The sequence below is a fragment of the Sinorhizobium sp. NG07B genome (genome assembly GCF_002532005.1).
GTDB classification, from domain to species: domain Bacteria; phylum Pseudomonadota; class Alphaproteobacteria; order Rhizobiales; family Rhizobiaceae; genus Sinorhizobium; species Sinorhizobium fredii_C.
On record NZ_NWTD01000020.1, the window covers coordinates 1 to 16,419 of the forward strand.

The 16,419-nt window shown below is 63.9% G+C and carries 14 protein-coding genes and 1 pseudogene; 6 read left to right on the forward strand and 9 right to left on the reverse strand.

All coding sequences use genetic code 11. The annotated features are described in order from the left end of the window. From CO664_RS28315 to CO664_RS28335, 5 genes and pseudogenes are all read left to right on the forward strand, one after another. Positions 1–375 (forward strand): annotated as a pseudogene (locus tag CO664_RS28315) (ABC transporter substrate-binding protein); the annotation flags it as partial. Positions 376–542: 167 nt separating this feature from the next. Beyond that, positions 543–1,628: a microcin C ABC transporter permease YejB gene (locus CO664_RS28320; RefSeq protein ID WP_037422656.1), complete on the forward strand. Its 1,086-nt coding sequence runs from the start codon at positions 543–545 to the stop codon at positions 1,626–1,628. Continuing rightward, entirely contained in the window at positions 1,628–2,761 is a 1,134-nt protein-coding gene (locus tag CO664_RS28325) for an ABC transporter permease (RefSeq protein ID WP_037422659.1), read from the forward strand. The genes CO664_RS28320 and CO664_RS28325 overlap by 1 nt, the downstream gene beginning before the upstream one ends. An 8-nt stretch (positions 2,762–2,769) precedes the next feature. After that, complete coding sequence (locus CO664_RS28330; RefSeq protein WP_097540642.1) at positions 2,770–4,398, forward strand: ABC transporter ATP-binding protein; 1,629 nt, start codon at positions 2,770–2,772, stop codon at positions 4,396–4,398. A gap of 9 nt (positions 4,399–4,407) precedes the next feature. Further along, the gene (locus CO664_RS28335; protein WP_097540613.1) at positions 4,408–5,367 is read left to right on the forward strand and encodes a glyoxylate/hydroxypyruvate reductase A; all 960 of its coding nucleotides are present in this window, start codon (positions 4,408–4,410) and stop codon (positions 5,365–5,367) included. 93 nt (positions 5,368–5,460) lie between these two features. Here the strand turns inward: CO664_RS28335 and CO664_RS28340 are convergent, their stop codons facing one another. The 3 genes from CO664_RS28340 to CO664_RS28350 form a co-directional block, all read right to left on the reverse strand. Beyond that, on the reverse strand, positions 5,461–6,312 hold the full coding sequence (locus tag CO664_RS28340) for an NlpC/P60 family protein (RefSeq protein WP_097540614.1): 852 nt from the start codon (positions 6,310–6,312) through the stop codon (positions 5,461–5,463). 8 nt (positions 6,313–6,320) lie between these two features. Then, positions 6,321–6,665, reverse strand: coding sequence for a MarR family winged helix-turn-helix transcriptional regulator (locus tag CO664_RS28345; protein WP_097527790.1), 345 nt, complete (start codon positions 6,663–6,665; stop codon positions 6,321–6,323). A 199-nt stretch (positions 6,666–6,864) separates the two neighbouring features. Further along, a complete protein-coding gene (locus CO664_RS28350; RefSeq protein WP_097540615.1) occupies positions 6,865–8,256 on the reverse strand; it encodes a M17 family metallopeptidase in 1,392 nt (463 codons plus the stop codon). A gap of 132 nt (positions 8,257–8,388) precedes the next feature. Between CO664_RS28350 and CO664_RS28355 the strand changes: the two genes are divergently transcribed. Next, positions 8,389–9,213 carry a tetratricopeptide repeat protein gene (locus CO664_RS28355; RefSeq protein ID WP_176536702.1) on the forward strand — a complete coding sequence of 275 codons (825 nt, stop codon included), beginning with the start codon at positions 8,389–8,391 and terminating at the stop codon, positions 9,211–9,213. A 159-nt stretch (positions 9,214–9,372) separates the two neighbouring features. On the opposite strand, the gene CO664_RS28360 is transcribed toward CO664_RS28355, so the two are convergent. Genes CO664_RS28360 through CO664_RS28385 form a run of 6 tightly spaced genes read right to left on the reverse strand, consistent with a single transcriptional unit; the run spans position 9,373 to position 16,414 of the window. Then, a complete protein-coding gene (locus tag CO664_RS28360) occupies positions 9,373–10,356 on the reverse strand; it encodes a type II secretion system F family protein (protein WP_097527788.1) in 984 nt (327 codons plus the stop codon). Between the two features lie 7 nt (positions 10,357–10,363). Then, the gene (locus CO664_RS28365) at positions 10,364–11,374 is read right to left on the reverse strand and encodes a type II secretion system F family protein (RefSeq protein ID WP_097540616.1); all 1,011 of its coding nucleotides are present in this window, start codon (positions 11,372–11,374) and stop codon (positions 10,364–10,366) included. Between the two features lie 32 nt (positions 11,375–11,406). Then, positions 11,407–12,870, reverse strand: coding sequence for a CpaF family protein (locus CO664_RS28370; protein ID WP_097540617.1), 1,464 nt, complete (start codon positions 12,868–12,870; stop codon positions 11,407–11,409). 44 nt (positions 12,871–12,914) lie between these two features. After that, positions 12,915–14,198, reverse strand: coding sequence for a CpaE family protein (locus CO664_RS28375; protein ID WP_097540618.1), 1,284 nt, complete (start codon positions 14,196–14,198; stop codon positions 12,915–12,917). 36 nt (positions 14,199–14,234) lie between these two features. Beyond that, on the reverse strand, positions 14,235–14,885 hold the full coding sequence (locus tag CO664_RS28380) for a CpaD family pilus assembly protein (protein WP_176536703.1): 651 nt from the start codon (positions 14,883–14,885) through the stop codon (positions 14,235–14,237). 56 nt (positions 14,886–14,941) lie between these two features. Further along, the gene (locus CO664_RS28385; RefSeq protein ID WP_234820062.1) at positions 14,942–16,414 is read right to left on the reverse strand and encodes a type II and III secretion system protein family protein; all 1,473 of its coding nucleotides are present in this window, start codon (positions 16,412–16,414) and stop codon (positions 14,942–14,944) included. Positions 16,415–16,419: the final 5 nt, after the last annotated feature.

Consider the following 16,419-nt stretch of genomic DNA (forward strand, 5'->3'; position numbering starts at 1 on the left):
CGGGAGCGCGCCTTCGATTACGACATGACCTGGGAGGTCTGGGGCCAGACCTTGAGCCCCGGTAACGAGCAAGCGGACTATTGGGGATCCAAGGCCGCGACGCGCGAGGGTTCGAGAAATTATGCCGGGATTGCCGATCCGGGTGTCGACAAGCTGATCGAACGCGTCATCTTCGCCAAGGATCGCGACACACTCGTCGCCGCCACAAGAGCGCTTGACCGTGTGCTGCTCGCCCATAATTACGTGGTCCCGCTCTATTACAAGCTCAAGGCCAACGTCGCCTATTGGGACAAGTTCGGCCGACCTGCGGAACTGCCGAAATATGCGATCGGCTTTCCCGACGTATGGTGGCTCAAGGGCGCTGCCAGCCAATGAAGACTTGCGCTTGAGGCCGCTCTCGATTCCAAATGCAGGAAGCGAATCAGTAAAATGACGGACGACCGGCGGCATCGGACGCGCCCAAGGAGTATGGGATTGAGACGAAATAGACGGCAAACCAGCGCCCCCGCGATCGGCGGCGCCACAATGCCGAGGTTCGCCTGATGGGTGCGTATATCCTGCGCCGGCTGCTCCTGATGATCCCGACGATCATCGGCATCATGGCGATCTCCTTTGCCGTCGTGCAGTTCGCGCCGGGCGGCCCGGTGGAGCAGGTGATTTCAGACCTCACCAACGCTGCCGGCTCCGATCGACTGTCCGGCAGCGGCGGCGATCTCCTGCAGGAGGGTGGCGGCGGCGAGGGTGGGCAGTATCGCGGCGCGCAGGGGCTTGATCCGGAATTCATCGCCAAGCTCGAGAAGCAGTTCGGCTTCGACAAGCCGCCGCTCGAGCGCTTTCTCGGCATGATGTGGAACTATGCCCGCTTCGATTTCGGCGAGAGCTTTTTTCGCAACACCTCGGTCGTCGACCTCATCATCGAAAAGATGCCGGTGTCGATCTCGCTCGGCGTCTGGATCCTGATCTTCTCCTATGCGATCTCGATTCCGCTCGGCATCCGGAAGGCGGTCTCCGACGGTTCGACCTTCGACGTCTGGACCTCCGGCGTCATCATCGTCGGCTATGCGGTGCCGAGCTTCCTCTTCGCCATCCTGCTGATCGTGATTTTCGCCGGCGGCTCCTTCTTCGACTGGTTCCCCCTGCGCGGCCTCGTCTCGGACAATTTCCACGAGCTTCCCTGGTACCAGAAGATCCTCGATTACTTCTGGCACATGACGCTGCCGCTGATCACGCTGCTGCTTTCGGCCTTCGCGACGACGACGCTGCTGACGAAGAATTCCTTCATCGACGAGATCAAGAAGCAATATGTGACGACGGCGCGCGCCAAGGGGCTCAGCGAGCGCAAGGTGCTCTACGGCCACGTCTTCCGCAATGCGATGCTGATCATCATCGCGGGCTTCCCTGGCGCCTTCATCTCCGCCTTCTTCACCGGCTCGCTGCTGATCGAATACATTTTCTCGCTCGATGGACTTGGACGGCTCGGCTATGACGCCGTGGTCAAGCGAGACTATCCAATCGTCTTTGCCACCCTTTACATCTTCTCGCTGATGGGCCTCATCGTCAGCCTCATCTCCGATCTCATCTACACCTGGGTCGACCCCCGCATCGACTTCGAGCGGAGGGACGTCTGATGAGCACCGTCGCGACCTATTCGCAAGCGCCAGAGAAGGGCTGGCTGACACCGATCGGCCGGCGCCGCTGGCAGAATTTCAAGGCCAACCGGCGCGGCTACTGGTCGTTCTGGATATTTCTCGTCCTCTTCGGCCTCAGCCTTTGTGCCGAATTCATCGCCAACGACAAACCGATCGTCGCCTCCTACAAGGGCGAGATCCTGTTCCCGGTGCTGGTCAACTATCCGGAAGAGAAATTCGGCGGCTTCCTGGCCGAGACCGACTTCCGCTCCGATTTTATCCGCGACGAGATTGAGGCGAATGGCTGGATGATCTGGCCGCCGATCCGCTATTCCTATCAGACCGTCAACTCCAATATTCCGCATTCGGCGCCGACTGCGCCCTTCTGGCTGATGAGCGAGGAGGAGCGCTGCTCGGCCTATCCGCAAGGGTCGGCGGATCGCGGCTGCATCCTCGGCAATTTGAACTGGCTCGGCACCGACGATCAGGCACGCGACGTCACGGCGCGAATGATCTACGGTTTCCGCATCTCGGTGCTGTTCGGGCTGGCGCTCACCATCGCCTCGGCGGTGATCGGCGTTTCGGCCGGGGCTGTCCAGGGCTATTTCGGCGGCTGGACCGACCTCCTACTGCAGCGTTTCATCGAGATCTGGTCGTCGATGCCGGTGCTCTACATCCTGCTGATCATCGCCGCCATCCTGCCGCCCGGCTTCTTCATCCTGCTCGGCATCATGCTGCTCTTTTCCTGGGTCGGCTTCGTCGGCGTGGTGCGGGCCGAATTCCTGAGGGCGCGCAATTTCGAGTACGTCAATGCGGCCCGCGCGCTCGGCGTCGGCAACGGCACCATCATGTACCGCCACCTCTTGCCGAACGCGATGGTGGCGACGCTGACCTTCCTGCCCTTCATCCTGTCGGGCTCGATCACGACGCTCACCTCGCTCGACTTCCTCGGCTTCGGCATGCCGCCCGGGTCGCCCTCGCTGGGCGAGATGATCGCCCAGGGCAAATCGAACCTGCAGGCACCGTGGCTCGGGCTCACCGCCTTCTCAGCCATGTCGGTCATGCTGTCGCTGTTGATCTTCGTCGGCGAAGCGACGCGCGACGCCTTCGACCCGAGGAAGACGTTCCGGTGAGCGCGACGATGACAGACACCCTCCTCTCCGTGCGCGACCTCTCCGTGGCCTTCCACCAGGGCGGCGACACCTCGGTCGCCGTCGACCACATCTCCTTCAACATCAAGCGCGGCGAGACGGTGGCGCTCGTCGGCGAATCCGGCTCGGGCAAGTCGGTCTCGGCGAATTCGATCCTGAAGCTCCTGCCCTACCCGGCAGCGAGCCATCCGAGCGGCGAAATCCTCTTCAACGGCAAGGATCTCCTGAAGGCGAGCGATGCCGAATTGCGCCATGTGCGCGGCAACGACATCACCATGATCTTCCAGGAGCCGATGACGTCGCTCAATCCGCTGCACACGATCGAGCAGCAGATCGGCGAAATCCTCGAATTGCACCAGGACGTGAAGGGGCCCGCGGCGCGAGCGAAAACGCTGGAGCTCCTCGATCAGGTCGGCATCCGCGAGGCAGAAAAGCGGCTCGGCGCCTATCCGCACCAGCTTTCCGGGGGCCAGCGCCAGCGCGTGATGATCGCCATGGCGCTCGCCAACCGGCCGGAACTCCTGATCGCCGACGAGCCGACCACCGCGCTCGACGTGACCGTCCAGGCGCAGATCCTCGAACTCCTGAAGTCGCTCAAGGACCAGCACGGCATGTCCATGCTGTTCATCACCCATGACCTCGGCATCGTCCGCAAGATCGCAGACCGGGTCTGCGTGATGACCAAGGGCAAGATCGTCGAGACCGGCCCGACCGCCGAGATCTTCGCCAATCCGCAGCATGCCTATACGCGGCATCTGCTCGCCTCCGAGCCGAAGGGCGAGCCGCCGCCTTCCGACCCATCGAAGCCGATCGTCGTCGAAGGCAAGGACGTGAAGGTCTGGTTCCCGATCAAGGCCGGCTTCCTGCGCCGTGTCGTCGATCATGTGAAGGCGGTGGACGGCATCGATCTGACGCTGCGTGCCGGCCAGACGCTCGGCGTCGTCGGCGAATCCGGTTCGGGCAAGACGACGCTCGGCCTGGCGCTGACGCGGCTGATCTCGTCGAAGGGACGGATCGCCTTCGTCGGCCAGGACATCGACGCCTATAGTTTCCGCGAGATGCGGCCGCTCCGGAACCGCATGCAGGTGGTCTTCCAAGATCCTTACGGCTCCCTCAGCCCGCGCATGTCGGTCGCCGACATCATCGGCGAGGGGCTGAAGATTCATGAGAGGGCGCTCTCCGACGACGAGCGCGATGCACGCGTTGCCGCAGCGCTGCAGGAGGTCGGGCTCGACCCGGCCACCCGCTGGCGCTACCCGCATGAATTCTCCGGCGGCCAGCGGCAGCGCATCGCGATTGCACGGGCAATGGTCCTCAAGCCGCAATTCGTCATGCTCGACGAGCCGACCTCGGCCCTCGACATGAGCGTCCAGGCACAAGTGGTCGACCTCCTGCGCGATCTGCAGCGCAAGCACAATCTCGCCTATCTGTTCATCAGCCACGACCTGAAGGTGGTGCGGGCGCTCGCCAACGAGGTGATCGTCATGCGGCTCGGCAAGGTGGTCGAACAGGGACCGGCCGAACGGATCTTCGAGGCGCCCGTCGAAGACTATACCAAGGCGCTGATGGCCGCCGCCTTCAATCTCGACGCCGTCAACCTTTCCGCCATCCGTCAGTAGAGCGTCCGAATGCCTGCCAAGAGCGCCATCATCGTCGACCTGAAATTCATTCCGGAGGAAGTGGGCGCCGCCCTTAAGGGCGCCTTTCCCGGACGCGAGGTGATCAACCTCGCGGATCCGTCCCATCGCGGCCGGGACCTCTCGGCGATCGATTATGCGGTGGTCTGGAAGTCGGCGCCCGACCTCTTCTCTCGCGCACCGGACCTGAAGGTCGTCTTTTCCGGCGGCGCCGGTGTCGATCACGTTCTGACGCTGCCGGGCCTGCCCGATGTGCCGCTGGTGCGCTTCGTCGACCGGACGCTGACGACGCGGATGAGCGAATGGGTGGTGATGCAATGCCTCCTGCATCTGCGCCAACATCGCGCCTATGAGGCGCTGGCCAGCAATCGCGAGTGGCGGGACCTAAGCCAACCGGAAGCCGCCGACGTTACCGTCGGCATCATGGGAATGGGCGTGCTCGGCCAGGACGCCGCCCGCAAGCTCGCGGTGATGGGCTTCGAGGTCATCGGCTGGTCGCGAACCAAGCGAACCGTCGAGGGCATCGACACCTATGATGCCGCCGGCCTCGACTCCTTCCTCGGCCGGACGGATTTTTTGGTCGGGCTGCTGCCGCTGACGCCGGATACGAGGGGCATTTTCAACGCAGCCCTCTTCAGGAAGCTCAGCCGCAAGGGACCTTTCGGCGCACCGGTTTTCATCAATGCCGGCCGCGGCGGCAGCCAGGTGGAAGCCGACATCCTCGAATGCCTCGATTCAGGCGTTCTGGGTGGAGCCTCGCTCGACGTCTTCGAAAGAGAGCCGCTGACGCCCGAAAGCCGCTTCTGGGACATGCCGAACGTCTATGTGACGCCGCACGTCGCCGCCTCCTCCGACGTCAAAGCACTCTTTGCCCATGTCGAAGAGCAGATCACCCGCTTCGAAAGCGGCCTGCCGCTGGAGCATGTGGTGGATAAGGTAGCCGGCTATTGAAGCTGAGAATGACGGGCATGCGGGCCGGACGGTGCAGCCTGGGCCGGCGCGCAAGGCGTCACTCCCCTACAGGAGCGCATCTATGCAAACAGTTCAAGGTCGTCGATACCCTGTCGGCTCTCCGTAGAGCCAGCCGATGCGGCGGATCGCATCGTCGAGCCCCTCGCGCGCCACCGTCATCGTATGGCCGTTGGCATGCACAAGGGTCTTCTCGTCCTCCATGATGGCCACATGGCCCTTCCAGAAGACGAGATCGCCCCGGGCGAGCTCGTCGCGGCCGATCGGCTGGCCGAGAGCGAGCTGCATGTCGGTGTCGCGCGGCGCCTCCCGCCCCGTCATTTGCATCGCCAATTGCACGAGGCCGGAGCAATCGATGCCGAAGCCGGAGCGGCCGCCCCAGAGATATGGGGTTTCCATGAAACGGGTGGCGATCGCGACATAGTCGACGCCGATCGGCCCATCGGCCGGCGCGCAATGGTTGGCAACCACCGCCAGGCCACCGTCGAGCAGGACATAGCGGGTGCCGCGTGTCTCCGCCTCGCCGACGACATTGATCCGGCTTCCCATGGAAAGTGCAAAGGCCAGCGGAAAGCGCAGGTCCGCGCCGCGATAGGCAAATGTTCGCGGCACGGCGACGATATGGGTTGCCGCCGCACCAACCTGCCCCACCGTGTCCTGCGGCACGTAGCCGACATAGCCGTCGCGTTCCGACTTGACCCAGGCCCATCCGTCGGCTGCGTCGAGCACGCGAACCGTTTCGCCATAGAGCACTTCCGTGTCGGTGCCGCAGGCAAGATCCGGCCTCGCTCTCAGCGGCACCACGGGCACGGACACGACAGCCGGCGTCCCTTCGACGAAGCGCTTCGCTTCAACGAGGCCGCGCAGGCGCTCCTCCGCGAGGTCCTCGCGATAGGCATTGAGACGGCGATCGAGCACTTCGGGCATGGCTGAACTCACAATTTGCGGCCCTGATTGATGATCAGATCGCCGAATTTTTCAAGATAGAGCGCGCCCTCGACGGTCCGCTTGATGACCACATTACGCCTGTCGCGCTCGTCGCGCACCCGATCGACGAGGCCGAGCGCCCCCATCGTATCGAGAGCGCGGGTGATCACCGGTTTCGTCACGCCGAGCTTGGCAGCAAGACCGCGCACCGTGTGCGGCGGCGGCACGAGATAGATTTCGAGCAGGATCGCCATCTGGCGGAGCGTCAGATCGCGGCTGTCGACCCGGACCTGCTCGATTGAGACGGCATGCCAAAGCCCCAGCGCTTGCGAGGGTGTCAGTTCGACCGGCAAGGCAAACTCCTGCGTAAGTCACGTTCCCGCACCATAGCCAGAGGATCGTTACGCAAGCGTTTCTTTATCGCCGGGCCGCAGGGGCAAGCCGCGCTCCCCCTTCGGCGTCGCGGGAAAGAGACGCCGCACATCCCTTCTCCCCATCAAAATGGCGAGAAGGTCGCGGCAGCGGGATGAGGGGCAGGCGACGACAGCAAGGCTACCCCGCCAACCGCCCGATATGGTGATAAAGCGCCCGGATCGCCTGCGCCTCGCCGCCGACGGGCGAATGCGGGCGCTCGGATTGCGCCCAGGCGTAAATATCGAAATGCACCCAGCTCTTCGCATTGGTGACGAAGCGCTTGAGGAACAGCGCCGCTGTGATCGAGCCGGCCATGCCGCCCGAGGGAGCGTTGGTGAGGTCCGCGATGCGGGCCGAGACGTCCTTGTCGTAGCCCATGTAGAGCGGCATACGCCAGAGCGGGTCGTCCACAGTCAGGCTCGCCTCGAAAAGGTCGCGGGCGAGATCCTCGTCGTCGGTAAAGAAGGGCGGCAGGTCGGGGCCGAGCGCCACGCGTGCCGCCCCGGTAAGCGTCGCCATGTCGACCATCAGGTCGGTCTTCTCCTGGTCGGCATAGGCGAGCGCGTCGGCAAGAATCAGCCGGCCCTCGGCGTCGGTGTTGTCGATCTGCACCGTCAGGCCCTTGCGGCTCCGGTAGATGTCGCCGGGGCGGAAGGCGTTGGAGGAAATGGAATTCTCGACGGCCGGTACGATGACGCGGAGCTCGACCTTCAGCTTCGCGTCCATGATCATCAGCGCCAGGCCCAGGACGTTTGCGGCGCCGCCCATGTCCTTCTTCATCAAATGCATCGAGGCGGCCGTCTTGATGTCGAGGCCGCCGGTGTCGAAGCACACGCCCTTGCCGACGAGCGTCACCTTCCGGTGCCCTTTCTTGCCCCAGCGCAGCTCCAGGAGCCGTGGCGCCTCGGCGCTGGCCCGGCCCACCGTATGCACCAGCGGGAAGTTCTGGGTCAGCAGGGCCTCCCCGGAGATCACCGAGACATCCGCCTTATAGTGCGCGGCAAGCGCTCGGAAAACCGATTCCAGCGCTTCCGGCCCCATGTCGTTGGTCGGCGTGTTGATCAGGTCGCGCGCCAGGAAGATGCCGGCGAGCTGCCGTTTGATATCGGCCGCGTCCGCGTCGGCCGGGATCATCAGCGTCGGCGCCTCGGGCCTGGGGGACTTATAGCGCTCGAAACGATAGGAGCCGAGACCGTAGCCGAGCGCCAGGCGATTGGCGGTCAGCGGCGCCGTTTCGATGTGCCATTTGCCGGGCGGCAGGCTGCGCGCGAGCTTGCCGGTCAGGAAGGGGGCCTCCGACGGCCTTGAGCCGAGGCCGAACAGTGCACCGCCGAGATGACCATCGGCAGAAGGAATGAGGAGGACGGCACCCGACTCCGCCTTGAACCCGGCCTTCCTCGCCCAATCGAGAGCGATCGGGTCGATGCTCCCCGTATCGATATGCGCCGGCGTCACCGCAAAGATGGGCAGCGTCTTGCCGGCACTGGTGTTGAAGGGCGACGGCCGCTCGATGAACTGGAAGGGAGCCATGAATGTCCTCGACTGACGGATAGGGATGGCGCAATTAACGCTCTGTTAGGGTTAACAGATTATTGCTGGAGTGAAAGTTGCGCCGTTGATGTTCGGAGTTCCGGTGCCAATCGCATTCTGGGGCACCACTCGATGACGACGAAAAACATCCTCTCCTCTTTCATGCAACGCCTGCCAGCCGGAGCCGCGGTTGCGCTGATGGCGCTGGCGCTCGGCGGCTGCGCCGGGCAAGAGGGCAGGAAGGAGCTGACGACCGGCTCGATCCCGAAGCTCTCGAAACCGGTGCAATCGATGAACGCCACCGAGCTCGCGGCAGCCGCGGAAAGTATCGGCCAAGCCTATGAGCGCGATCCCAAGAACCGCGAGGCGGGCTTGAACTACGCCAATCTGCTGCGGATGACGGGCCGCAACGAACAGGCGCTCGCGGTGATGCAGCAGGTGGCAATCAACCATCCGACGGACCGCGAGGTCCTCGGCGCCTATGGCAAGACCCAGGCCGCCGCCGGGCAGCTCGAACAAGCGCTCGCGACCATCGGCCGGGCGCAGACGCCGGATCGCCCCGACTGGAAGCTGAAATCGGCGGAAGGCGCCGTGCTCGACCAACTCGGCCGTGCCTCCGAGGCGCGCCTGCGCTACCGCGAGGCGCTGGATCTTCAGCCGAACGAACCCACCATCCTGTCCAATCTCGGAATGTCCTATCTTCTCACCAAGGACCTCAAGACCGCCGAGACCTACCTCCGCTCCGCCGCAGATCAGCCCGGCGCCGGCAGCAGCGTCCGCCAGAACCTCGCCCTTGCCGTCGGTCTGCAGGGCCGTTTCCAGGAGGCCGAAACCATTGCCCGGCAGGAGCTGACGCCCGAGCAGGCGGAGGCCAACGTCGCCTATCTGCGCTCGATGCTGTCGCAGAAGGGCGCCTGGACCGAGCTCGCCAAAGCGGACGAGGGGAATACGAACTAGACCGGCGGTGCCGTTAATCCGACGGCGATTTTCTGATCGCGGTCCCAGCATCTTCACGCCAAATCGGTTGCAGCGAAATCGTCTCCCTCGCAGGACCGATTCAGAAGCGCAACGGTTCTCTCGGGGGGGGGCGATCGCTACTTCGGGAATGCGTCCGGCCTAAAACTTGTCCGCGACCTGAATTCCGGCAGGGCCGAGGATCACGGCGACGAGGACCGGCAGGAAGAAGAGGATCATGGGCACCGTCAGTTTCGGCGGCAGCGCGGCCGCCTTCTTTTCCGCCGCGGTCATGCGCTGGTCGCGGCTTTCCTGCGCCAGCACGCGCAGCGCCTGAGCGATCGGCGTGCCGTAGCGGTCGGCCTGGATCAGCGCCTGCATCACCGCCTTGACCTCCTCGAGGCCTGCGCGCAGGCCGAGATTTTCAAGCGCGATGCGCCGATCGGGCAGGAAGGAGAGTTCTGCCGTCGTCAGCACCAGTTCCTCGGCAAGCGCTGGAGACTGGGCGGCGATCTCGTCGGCGACGCGCCGCATGGCGAGTTCCATCGACACGCCCGATTCGACGCAGATCAGCAGGAGATCGAGCGCATCCGGCCAGGCGCGGCGGATCGAGTGCTGGCGCTTCGAGATCGCATTGGCGATGAAGATATTCGGCGCGTAGAACCCGAGATAGGCGAAGCCGAGCGTGAAACATGTCCTCAACATGAACGGCTTCTCGGCAAAGTTGCCCAGCACGAAAATATATACGATGGCAACCGCCAGAAACAGGAACGGCAGGCAGAAGCGGGCGAAAAGGAAGGTGTTCAGCGCGTTCTGGGTACGGTAGCCGGCGGTCTTCAGGCGGTTGACGGTGTTTTCGTCCACCAGCGCCCGCCGGAGATTGAGCCGCTCGACGATCTGGCGGACCGAGCTATTGTGCTGCGCCCGGAGGCTTGCCTTGCCGGCGGCCGCTTCGGCGTTCAGCCGGGCGCGCTCGCGGGCGCGGATCTGCTCGCGCTCGGTGGCGACGGACTTCATCCGCTTGGCAAGGTCGCCCCGCTCAAAAAACGGCACGGCGAGCGAGTAGAACGTCGCAAGCACCGCCATCGACACGAGAACCGCGATGAGGATGTTCGGATCGGTGAGTGTCCTTATCCAGCCGTCCATCGCAGCCTCAAATGTCGAAATTGATCATGTTGCGCATCACCCAGATGCCGATGCTCATCCAGACGGCCGAAACGCCCATGATGAGATGGCCGCGCGGATCGGTGAAAAGCACCATCATGTAATCCGGCGACGTCAGATAGACGAGCGTTGCCACGATGAAGGGGAGTGCGCCGATGATGCAGGCCGAGGCCTTGGCTTCCATCGACAGGGCCCCCACCTTCGCCTTCATCTTCTTGCGCTCGCGCAGCACCTTGGAGAGGTTGCCGAGCGCTTCGGACAGGTTGCCGCCGGCCTGCGCCTGGATGGCGATGACAATCGCGAAGAAGTTGACCTCGGGCAGCGGAATGCTCTGGATCATGCGGGCGCAGGCTTCCGGCACGTTGAGGCCGACCTGCTGGGATTCGACGACGCGGCGGAACTCCGTCTTCACCGGCTCCTGACCGTCGCTGGCAATCAGCCGCAAGGCGTCGTTCAGCGGCAGGCCGGACTTGATCGAGCGGACCATCACGTCGAGGGCGTTCGGAAACTCGTCGAGGAATTTCTTGCAACGCCGCTTGATCATCGCCCCGATCAGCCAGCGCGGCAGACCCGCGGCCGTGATCAGAGCGACGCCGACGGCAATCCACAGGCCGGCTCCGGCGATGAGGACGACAACCAGGGCGAACAGGCCGAAGGCCGCGCTGAAGAGGTAGAACTGCGTCGGGGAGATCGACAGGTTGGCCTGCACCAGCCGCTTCTTCATCGACGGGGCGGCGTTGGCCGATTTCTCCTGCTGCTTCTTTTCGAGCTCCTTCAACGAATCCTGCAGGGATTTGCGCCGCTTCGACATCTCGTTGACGCGGTCGCGTGCCGCCTTGATCTTGGCGCGGTCGGTCTCGGCGGCACCGACGCGGCGAAGGCGCCCTTCCGCCTTCTTGTCGTTCTCGATGCGGGAATAGAGCACACCGTAGGCGAGCGCCGCCGCGGCAATCGCGACGAGGCCGGCCAGCGCCAGAACGGTGATGTCTATGCCGAACATCGAGTTATCGGTTCCTTCGCTCTAGCGCCGCCCTAGTTCTTTTCCATCGCATCGAGCGTGGCGGCGAGCCGCTTGTCCTCGTTGAAGTAGCGGGCACGATCCCAGAAATGCGGCCGGCCGATGCCGGTCGACACATGGCGGCCGATGATCCGGCCGTTGGCGTCCTCGCCGTCGATCTCGTAGCGCATCAGATCCTGGGTGACGATGACGTCGCCTTCCATGCCGGTCACCTCGGTGATGTGGGTGATGCGGCGCGACCCGTCGCGCAGGCGCGAGGCCTGGATGATGATGTCGACCGAGCCGGCGATGATTTCGCGAACGGTCTTGGCCGGCAGCGTATAGCCGCCCATGGCGATCATCGACTCCATGCGGCTCAGGCACTCGCGCGGCGTATTGGCGTGGATCGTGCCCATTGAGCCGTCATGGCCGGTGTTCATCGCCTGAAGCAGGTCGAACACCTCCGGGCCGCGCACTTCGCCGACGATGATGCGTTCGGGGCGCATGCGCAGGCAGTTCTTGATCAGGTCGCGCATGGTGATCTGGCCCTCGCCCTCGATGTTCGGCGGACGTGTTTCTAGGCGAACCACATGCGGCTGCTGCAGTTGCAGTTCGGCGGAATCTTCGCAAGTGATGATCCGCTCGTCGGCGTCGATGTAACGCGTCAGGCAGTTCAAGAGCGTCGTCTTGCCGGAGCCGGTGCCGCCGGAAATGACGATGTTACAGCGGACGCGACCGATGATCTGCAGGAGCGTGGCACCCGCCGGCGTGATCGAGCCGAAGCGCACGAGCTGCTCCAGCGTCAGCTTGTCCTTCTTGAACTTGCGGATCGTCAGCGCCGTCCCGTCGATCGCCAGCGGCGGCGCGATGACGTTGACGCGCGAGCCGTCCGGCAGGCGCGCGTCGCAGATCGGGCTCGATTCGTCGACGCGGCGGCCCACCTGGCTGACGATCCGCTGGCAGATCGACAGGAGCTGGGCATTGTCGCGGAAGCGGACGTCCGACTCCTCGACCTTGCCGCCGACTTCGATGAAGGTCTGGCCGGCGCCGTTGACCATGATGTCGGCGATGTCGTCGCGGGCCAAAAGCGGCTCGAGCGGCCCGTAGCCGAGCACATCGTTGCAGATGTCGTCTAGCAGTTCCTCCTGCTCGGCGATCGACATCGCGAAATTCTTGATGGTGATGATGTCGTTGACGATGTCGCGGATTTCCTCGCGCGCGCTCTCGGTATCGAGCTTGGCGAGCTGCGACAGGTCGATCGTGTCGATCAGCGCTGAGAAGACCTGCGATTTCGTATCGTAATAGTCCTCGGCCCGCTGTGTGCGGCGGCGCGCCGGAGCGGCCGGCTGCACGCGGGGCACCGAAGCCGCCGGCTCGGCGAGAACCGGTGCGGCAGGACGCTCCATCACCGCCGAGGGCGCCGACGGCACGGCCGGCGGCGCCACGGGCGATTGCGCCCCGGTCTTGCCAAATCCCTCATTTCCGCGTTTGCCAAACATCACTTCATTCCACTTGCTGCATCGGTCCTTCCGCCGCCGGGTGCCTATCGCCTGCCGAGCTTTGCCAGAACCTTGCCGAGGCCGCCCTTGCGCGCCTTCTTGATCGCCGTGCGTCCGGTCAGAAGATGGGCGAGCTGCGAGAAGGTCTCGGCGGCGGGGGACTTTCTGTCGATTTCCGCAATCATCCGGCCGCTATTGGCGGCATTTCCGAAGAGCACCGCATCGAAGGGGATGATGGCGGCGGCCTCGAGCTCCAGCGACTCGCAGAATTCGTTGGGGGCGATTTCCGGCCGCTTCGGCATGCCGACCTGGTTGAGGACGAGATGCGGCGCCCGGTCGTTCGGCCGAAGCTTCTTCAGCGCGTCGAGGAGATTCTTCGTGTTTCTGAGGCTTGCGAGGTCCGGGACGGCGGTGATCACCACCTCATCGGCCTCGCCGAGCACCGAGCGGGTCCAGTCCGACCAGCCATGCGGAACGTCGAGCACCGAAACGGGGGCGCTGCGCTGCAGAATCTCGAGGATCGGCTGAAAGGCGCCCGCCTCAAAATCATAGGCGCGGTCGAGCATCGACGGGGCGGCAAGCAGCGACAGGTGCTCGGAACATTTGGTCAAGAGCCGATCGAGAAAAACCTCGTCCAGCCGGTCCGGCGCCGAGACGGCCTCGGCAATTCCCTGCGGCGGGTCCTGGTCGAAATCGATGTTCGCCGTGCCATAGGGCAGGTCGAGATCGGCAAGAATGGTTTCCGTCGAAAACAGGTTGGAAATGCCCCAGGCGCAATTGTGAGCGATCACCGACGAACCGCTGCCGCCCTTGGCGCCGATGAAGGCGAGGCTTCGCCCGAGCGGCTCGGCTTCCGGATCGACGAAGATCGCCGCGACGGCGGCCAGCAGATCCGCCATTGCCACTGGCGCGACCATATATTCGGAGATGCCGTTGCGGATCAGTTCGCGATAAAGCGCAATGTCATTGTGACGGCCGATGATGACGACCTTGGTGCTCGGGTCGCAGACTTCGGCAAGCGGCGCCAGCTCCGTAAGGAGAGATCGCGGTTCCGTGTCGGTCTCGAGGATGATGAGATTGGGCGTCGACACGCTCGCAAACATGTTTGCGGCGGCGGCTATGCTGCCCCCGGTGATGCGAAGGCTCACCTTCGCCATGCGGCGATCCTGTCCGCAGCGCTCCATTAGGCGCTGCATGGCCTCGCTTTCGCAGAAGGCATGGATCGAAATGCGCGGCAAAGGCCGGAGCTGATCGAGGTCGCCGGGGCGCGAAACGTCCGCCGCAAGCTCGGCTCCGCCGGTGTCGATGTTGTATTCAATCGCGCTCATCTTGGTTCCTCAAAACCCGCATCATTCCGCCGTCGCTCAGTCAGCCGCCGCATCACGCCAGGCGTCGATCACTTCGCCGCGCTGGGCGGCGTCGACCGGCGACATCTGGCGCGGGCCGATCAGGTCCGTCGGGCTGGCGATCTGGGCGGCGAGATTGGACTGCGAGGCGCAGCCGAAATTGTAATAGTTGCGGTTCTCCATCGTCAGCGTGAGGTCCTCCGGCCACTCGCCGCAGGGTGCGGTCTGCGCGGTGATCGCGACATAGCTCAAGCGGATGGGGGCGGCGTCGCCCGGCGCAAGCGCTTCGTAGCTGGTCTCGATCATTCTCTTCGGCGGCACGCCGCTTCCCGCTAGCACCCGGCGGATTTCCTTGCGGACGATCTGGGCGGCATGGCTGTTGGCGGAACCGCGCGGCAGCATAATCTGGATGACGCCGCTCGACGCGTTGCGGTATTCGGTGGCAAAGCCGCGGATGACGTCGCGCGTGCCCGCCGTCAGCCGCCGGTCGCCTGAAGCGACGGGAATGTCGATCACCCGTTCGCCTTCGGCAATGACGATCGGATGACGGGTTCGGTAGTCGTCCGGAATCGAACCGGTCGTCAGCCTGTCCTGGCTGCCGCAGCCGGCAAGCAGGCTGGCAAGGACCGCCAGTGCGGCGATCCGGGCGGAGGTGCGAGTCAGCGACATGGAGGCCGGTCTTTCAAGTCTTTTCTGAGCTGTGTTTCGGTTGTGCATGACCCGACCTATTTGTAGATGAAGCCGACATTGCCGTGATAGCGGCCGACTGGGGGTGCCGCCTCGGGACGTCCGTAGAGGCGGTTGACGCGGCCGACGAAGAAGCTTTCGAGATCATTGGCGGGATTGAAATTGTCGTCGGGCCGCGACAGCGCGCCGCGGGCGACCGGGCGCACCAGATAGGGCGTCGCGATGATCACCAGTTCCGTCTCGTTGCGTTGAAAATCCTTGCTGCGGAAGAGCGTGCCGAGAATTGGTATCTTTGAAGCACCCGGCAGTCCGGACATCGCCTGACGGATGTTGTCCTGCACCAGGCCGGCGATGACGATCGAGCCACCGGAGGGGAGCTCGACGCTGGTCGAGGCCTCGCGCCGGCGGATGCCGAGGTACGTATTACCGCGAATGTCGGTCAGCTTGTCGCCGGTCACGACCGAACCCTCAAAGGTTGGCTCGGATACATCCGTCTCAATGGCGAGGCTAATGCGCCCGGGACCGAGAACGACGGGCTTGAAGTTCAGTCGGATGCCGTATTCAACATCCGTGGTCTCCCGTTCAACCTCTGTTTTGATTTGTCCGGTATCCGGGTCTATCTCCCTGGAAACTTCCTGCCCGCTCGCCAGTCGGAAGTCGCCACCGACGTAGAATTTGGCCTCCTGACCAGAAATTGCCGTCAGGCTGGGCTCGGCGAGCGTGCGCATGACGCCAGCTTGTTCCATCGCGGTGACATAGGCATCAACGTCGGTACCACCGATCGCTTTGCTGATCGTAGCCGTTGGGTCGATACCAATGGCATTACCCAAGTTGGCCGGATTGCGGAACGCTATCGAACCCCAACTGCCGATCGCGGAAGCGTTGAACCCAAGCTGCTTCAGCACTTGGCGGCTGACCTCTGCAACTGTCACCTTCAACGTTACCTGATCCTCGCCCTCCACCGTCAGCAGATTGACGATCTGGGAAGTCTGGCGCTCCTCGGCAAATATGTCCGCATCGCCATTGGTACCCTGGGCAGTAATGTTGCGGGTAGTCGCCTCGCCGCCTTGCAGGAAGGCGCGGGCAAGATCGACCGCCTTGGTCGAATCGAGCGGGGTGCGGACGGTTCCGGTCAGGACGACGTTGTCGGAAACGATCTCGACATTGATATCCGCCTCCGGGATGAAACGGCGCAGATTGGCCTCGAGGCCGGCGACATCACGCTCGACGGAAACATCGAGGCTGACGATTTCCTCGCCATTCGGTCCGAAGACGAAGATATTGGTCTGGCCGACCGTTTTGCCGAACAGGTAGATGCGGCGCGACGTGCGCGTGACCGCATCGGCGAGCGCCGGGTCGGCAACGAGGATATCGTGGGCGTCGGTGGGAAGATCGACGACCACGGCCTTGTTCAGGCCGAGATTGACCTTTTTCTTCACGCCCGGGCCGCTCTCGACGATGCGGACCACCGACGAGGCGGCCGCTTCTGCGGTCGGAGCCGCCGGCAACATGAGGC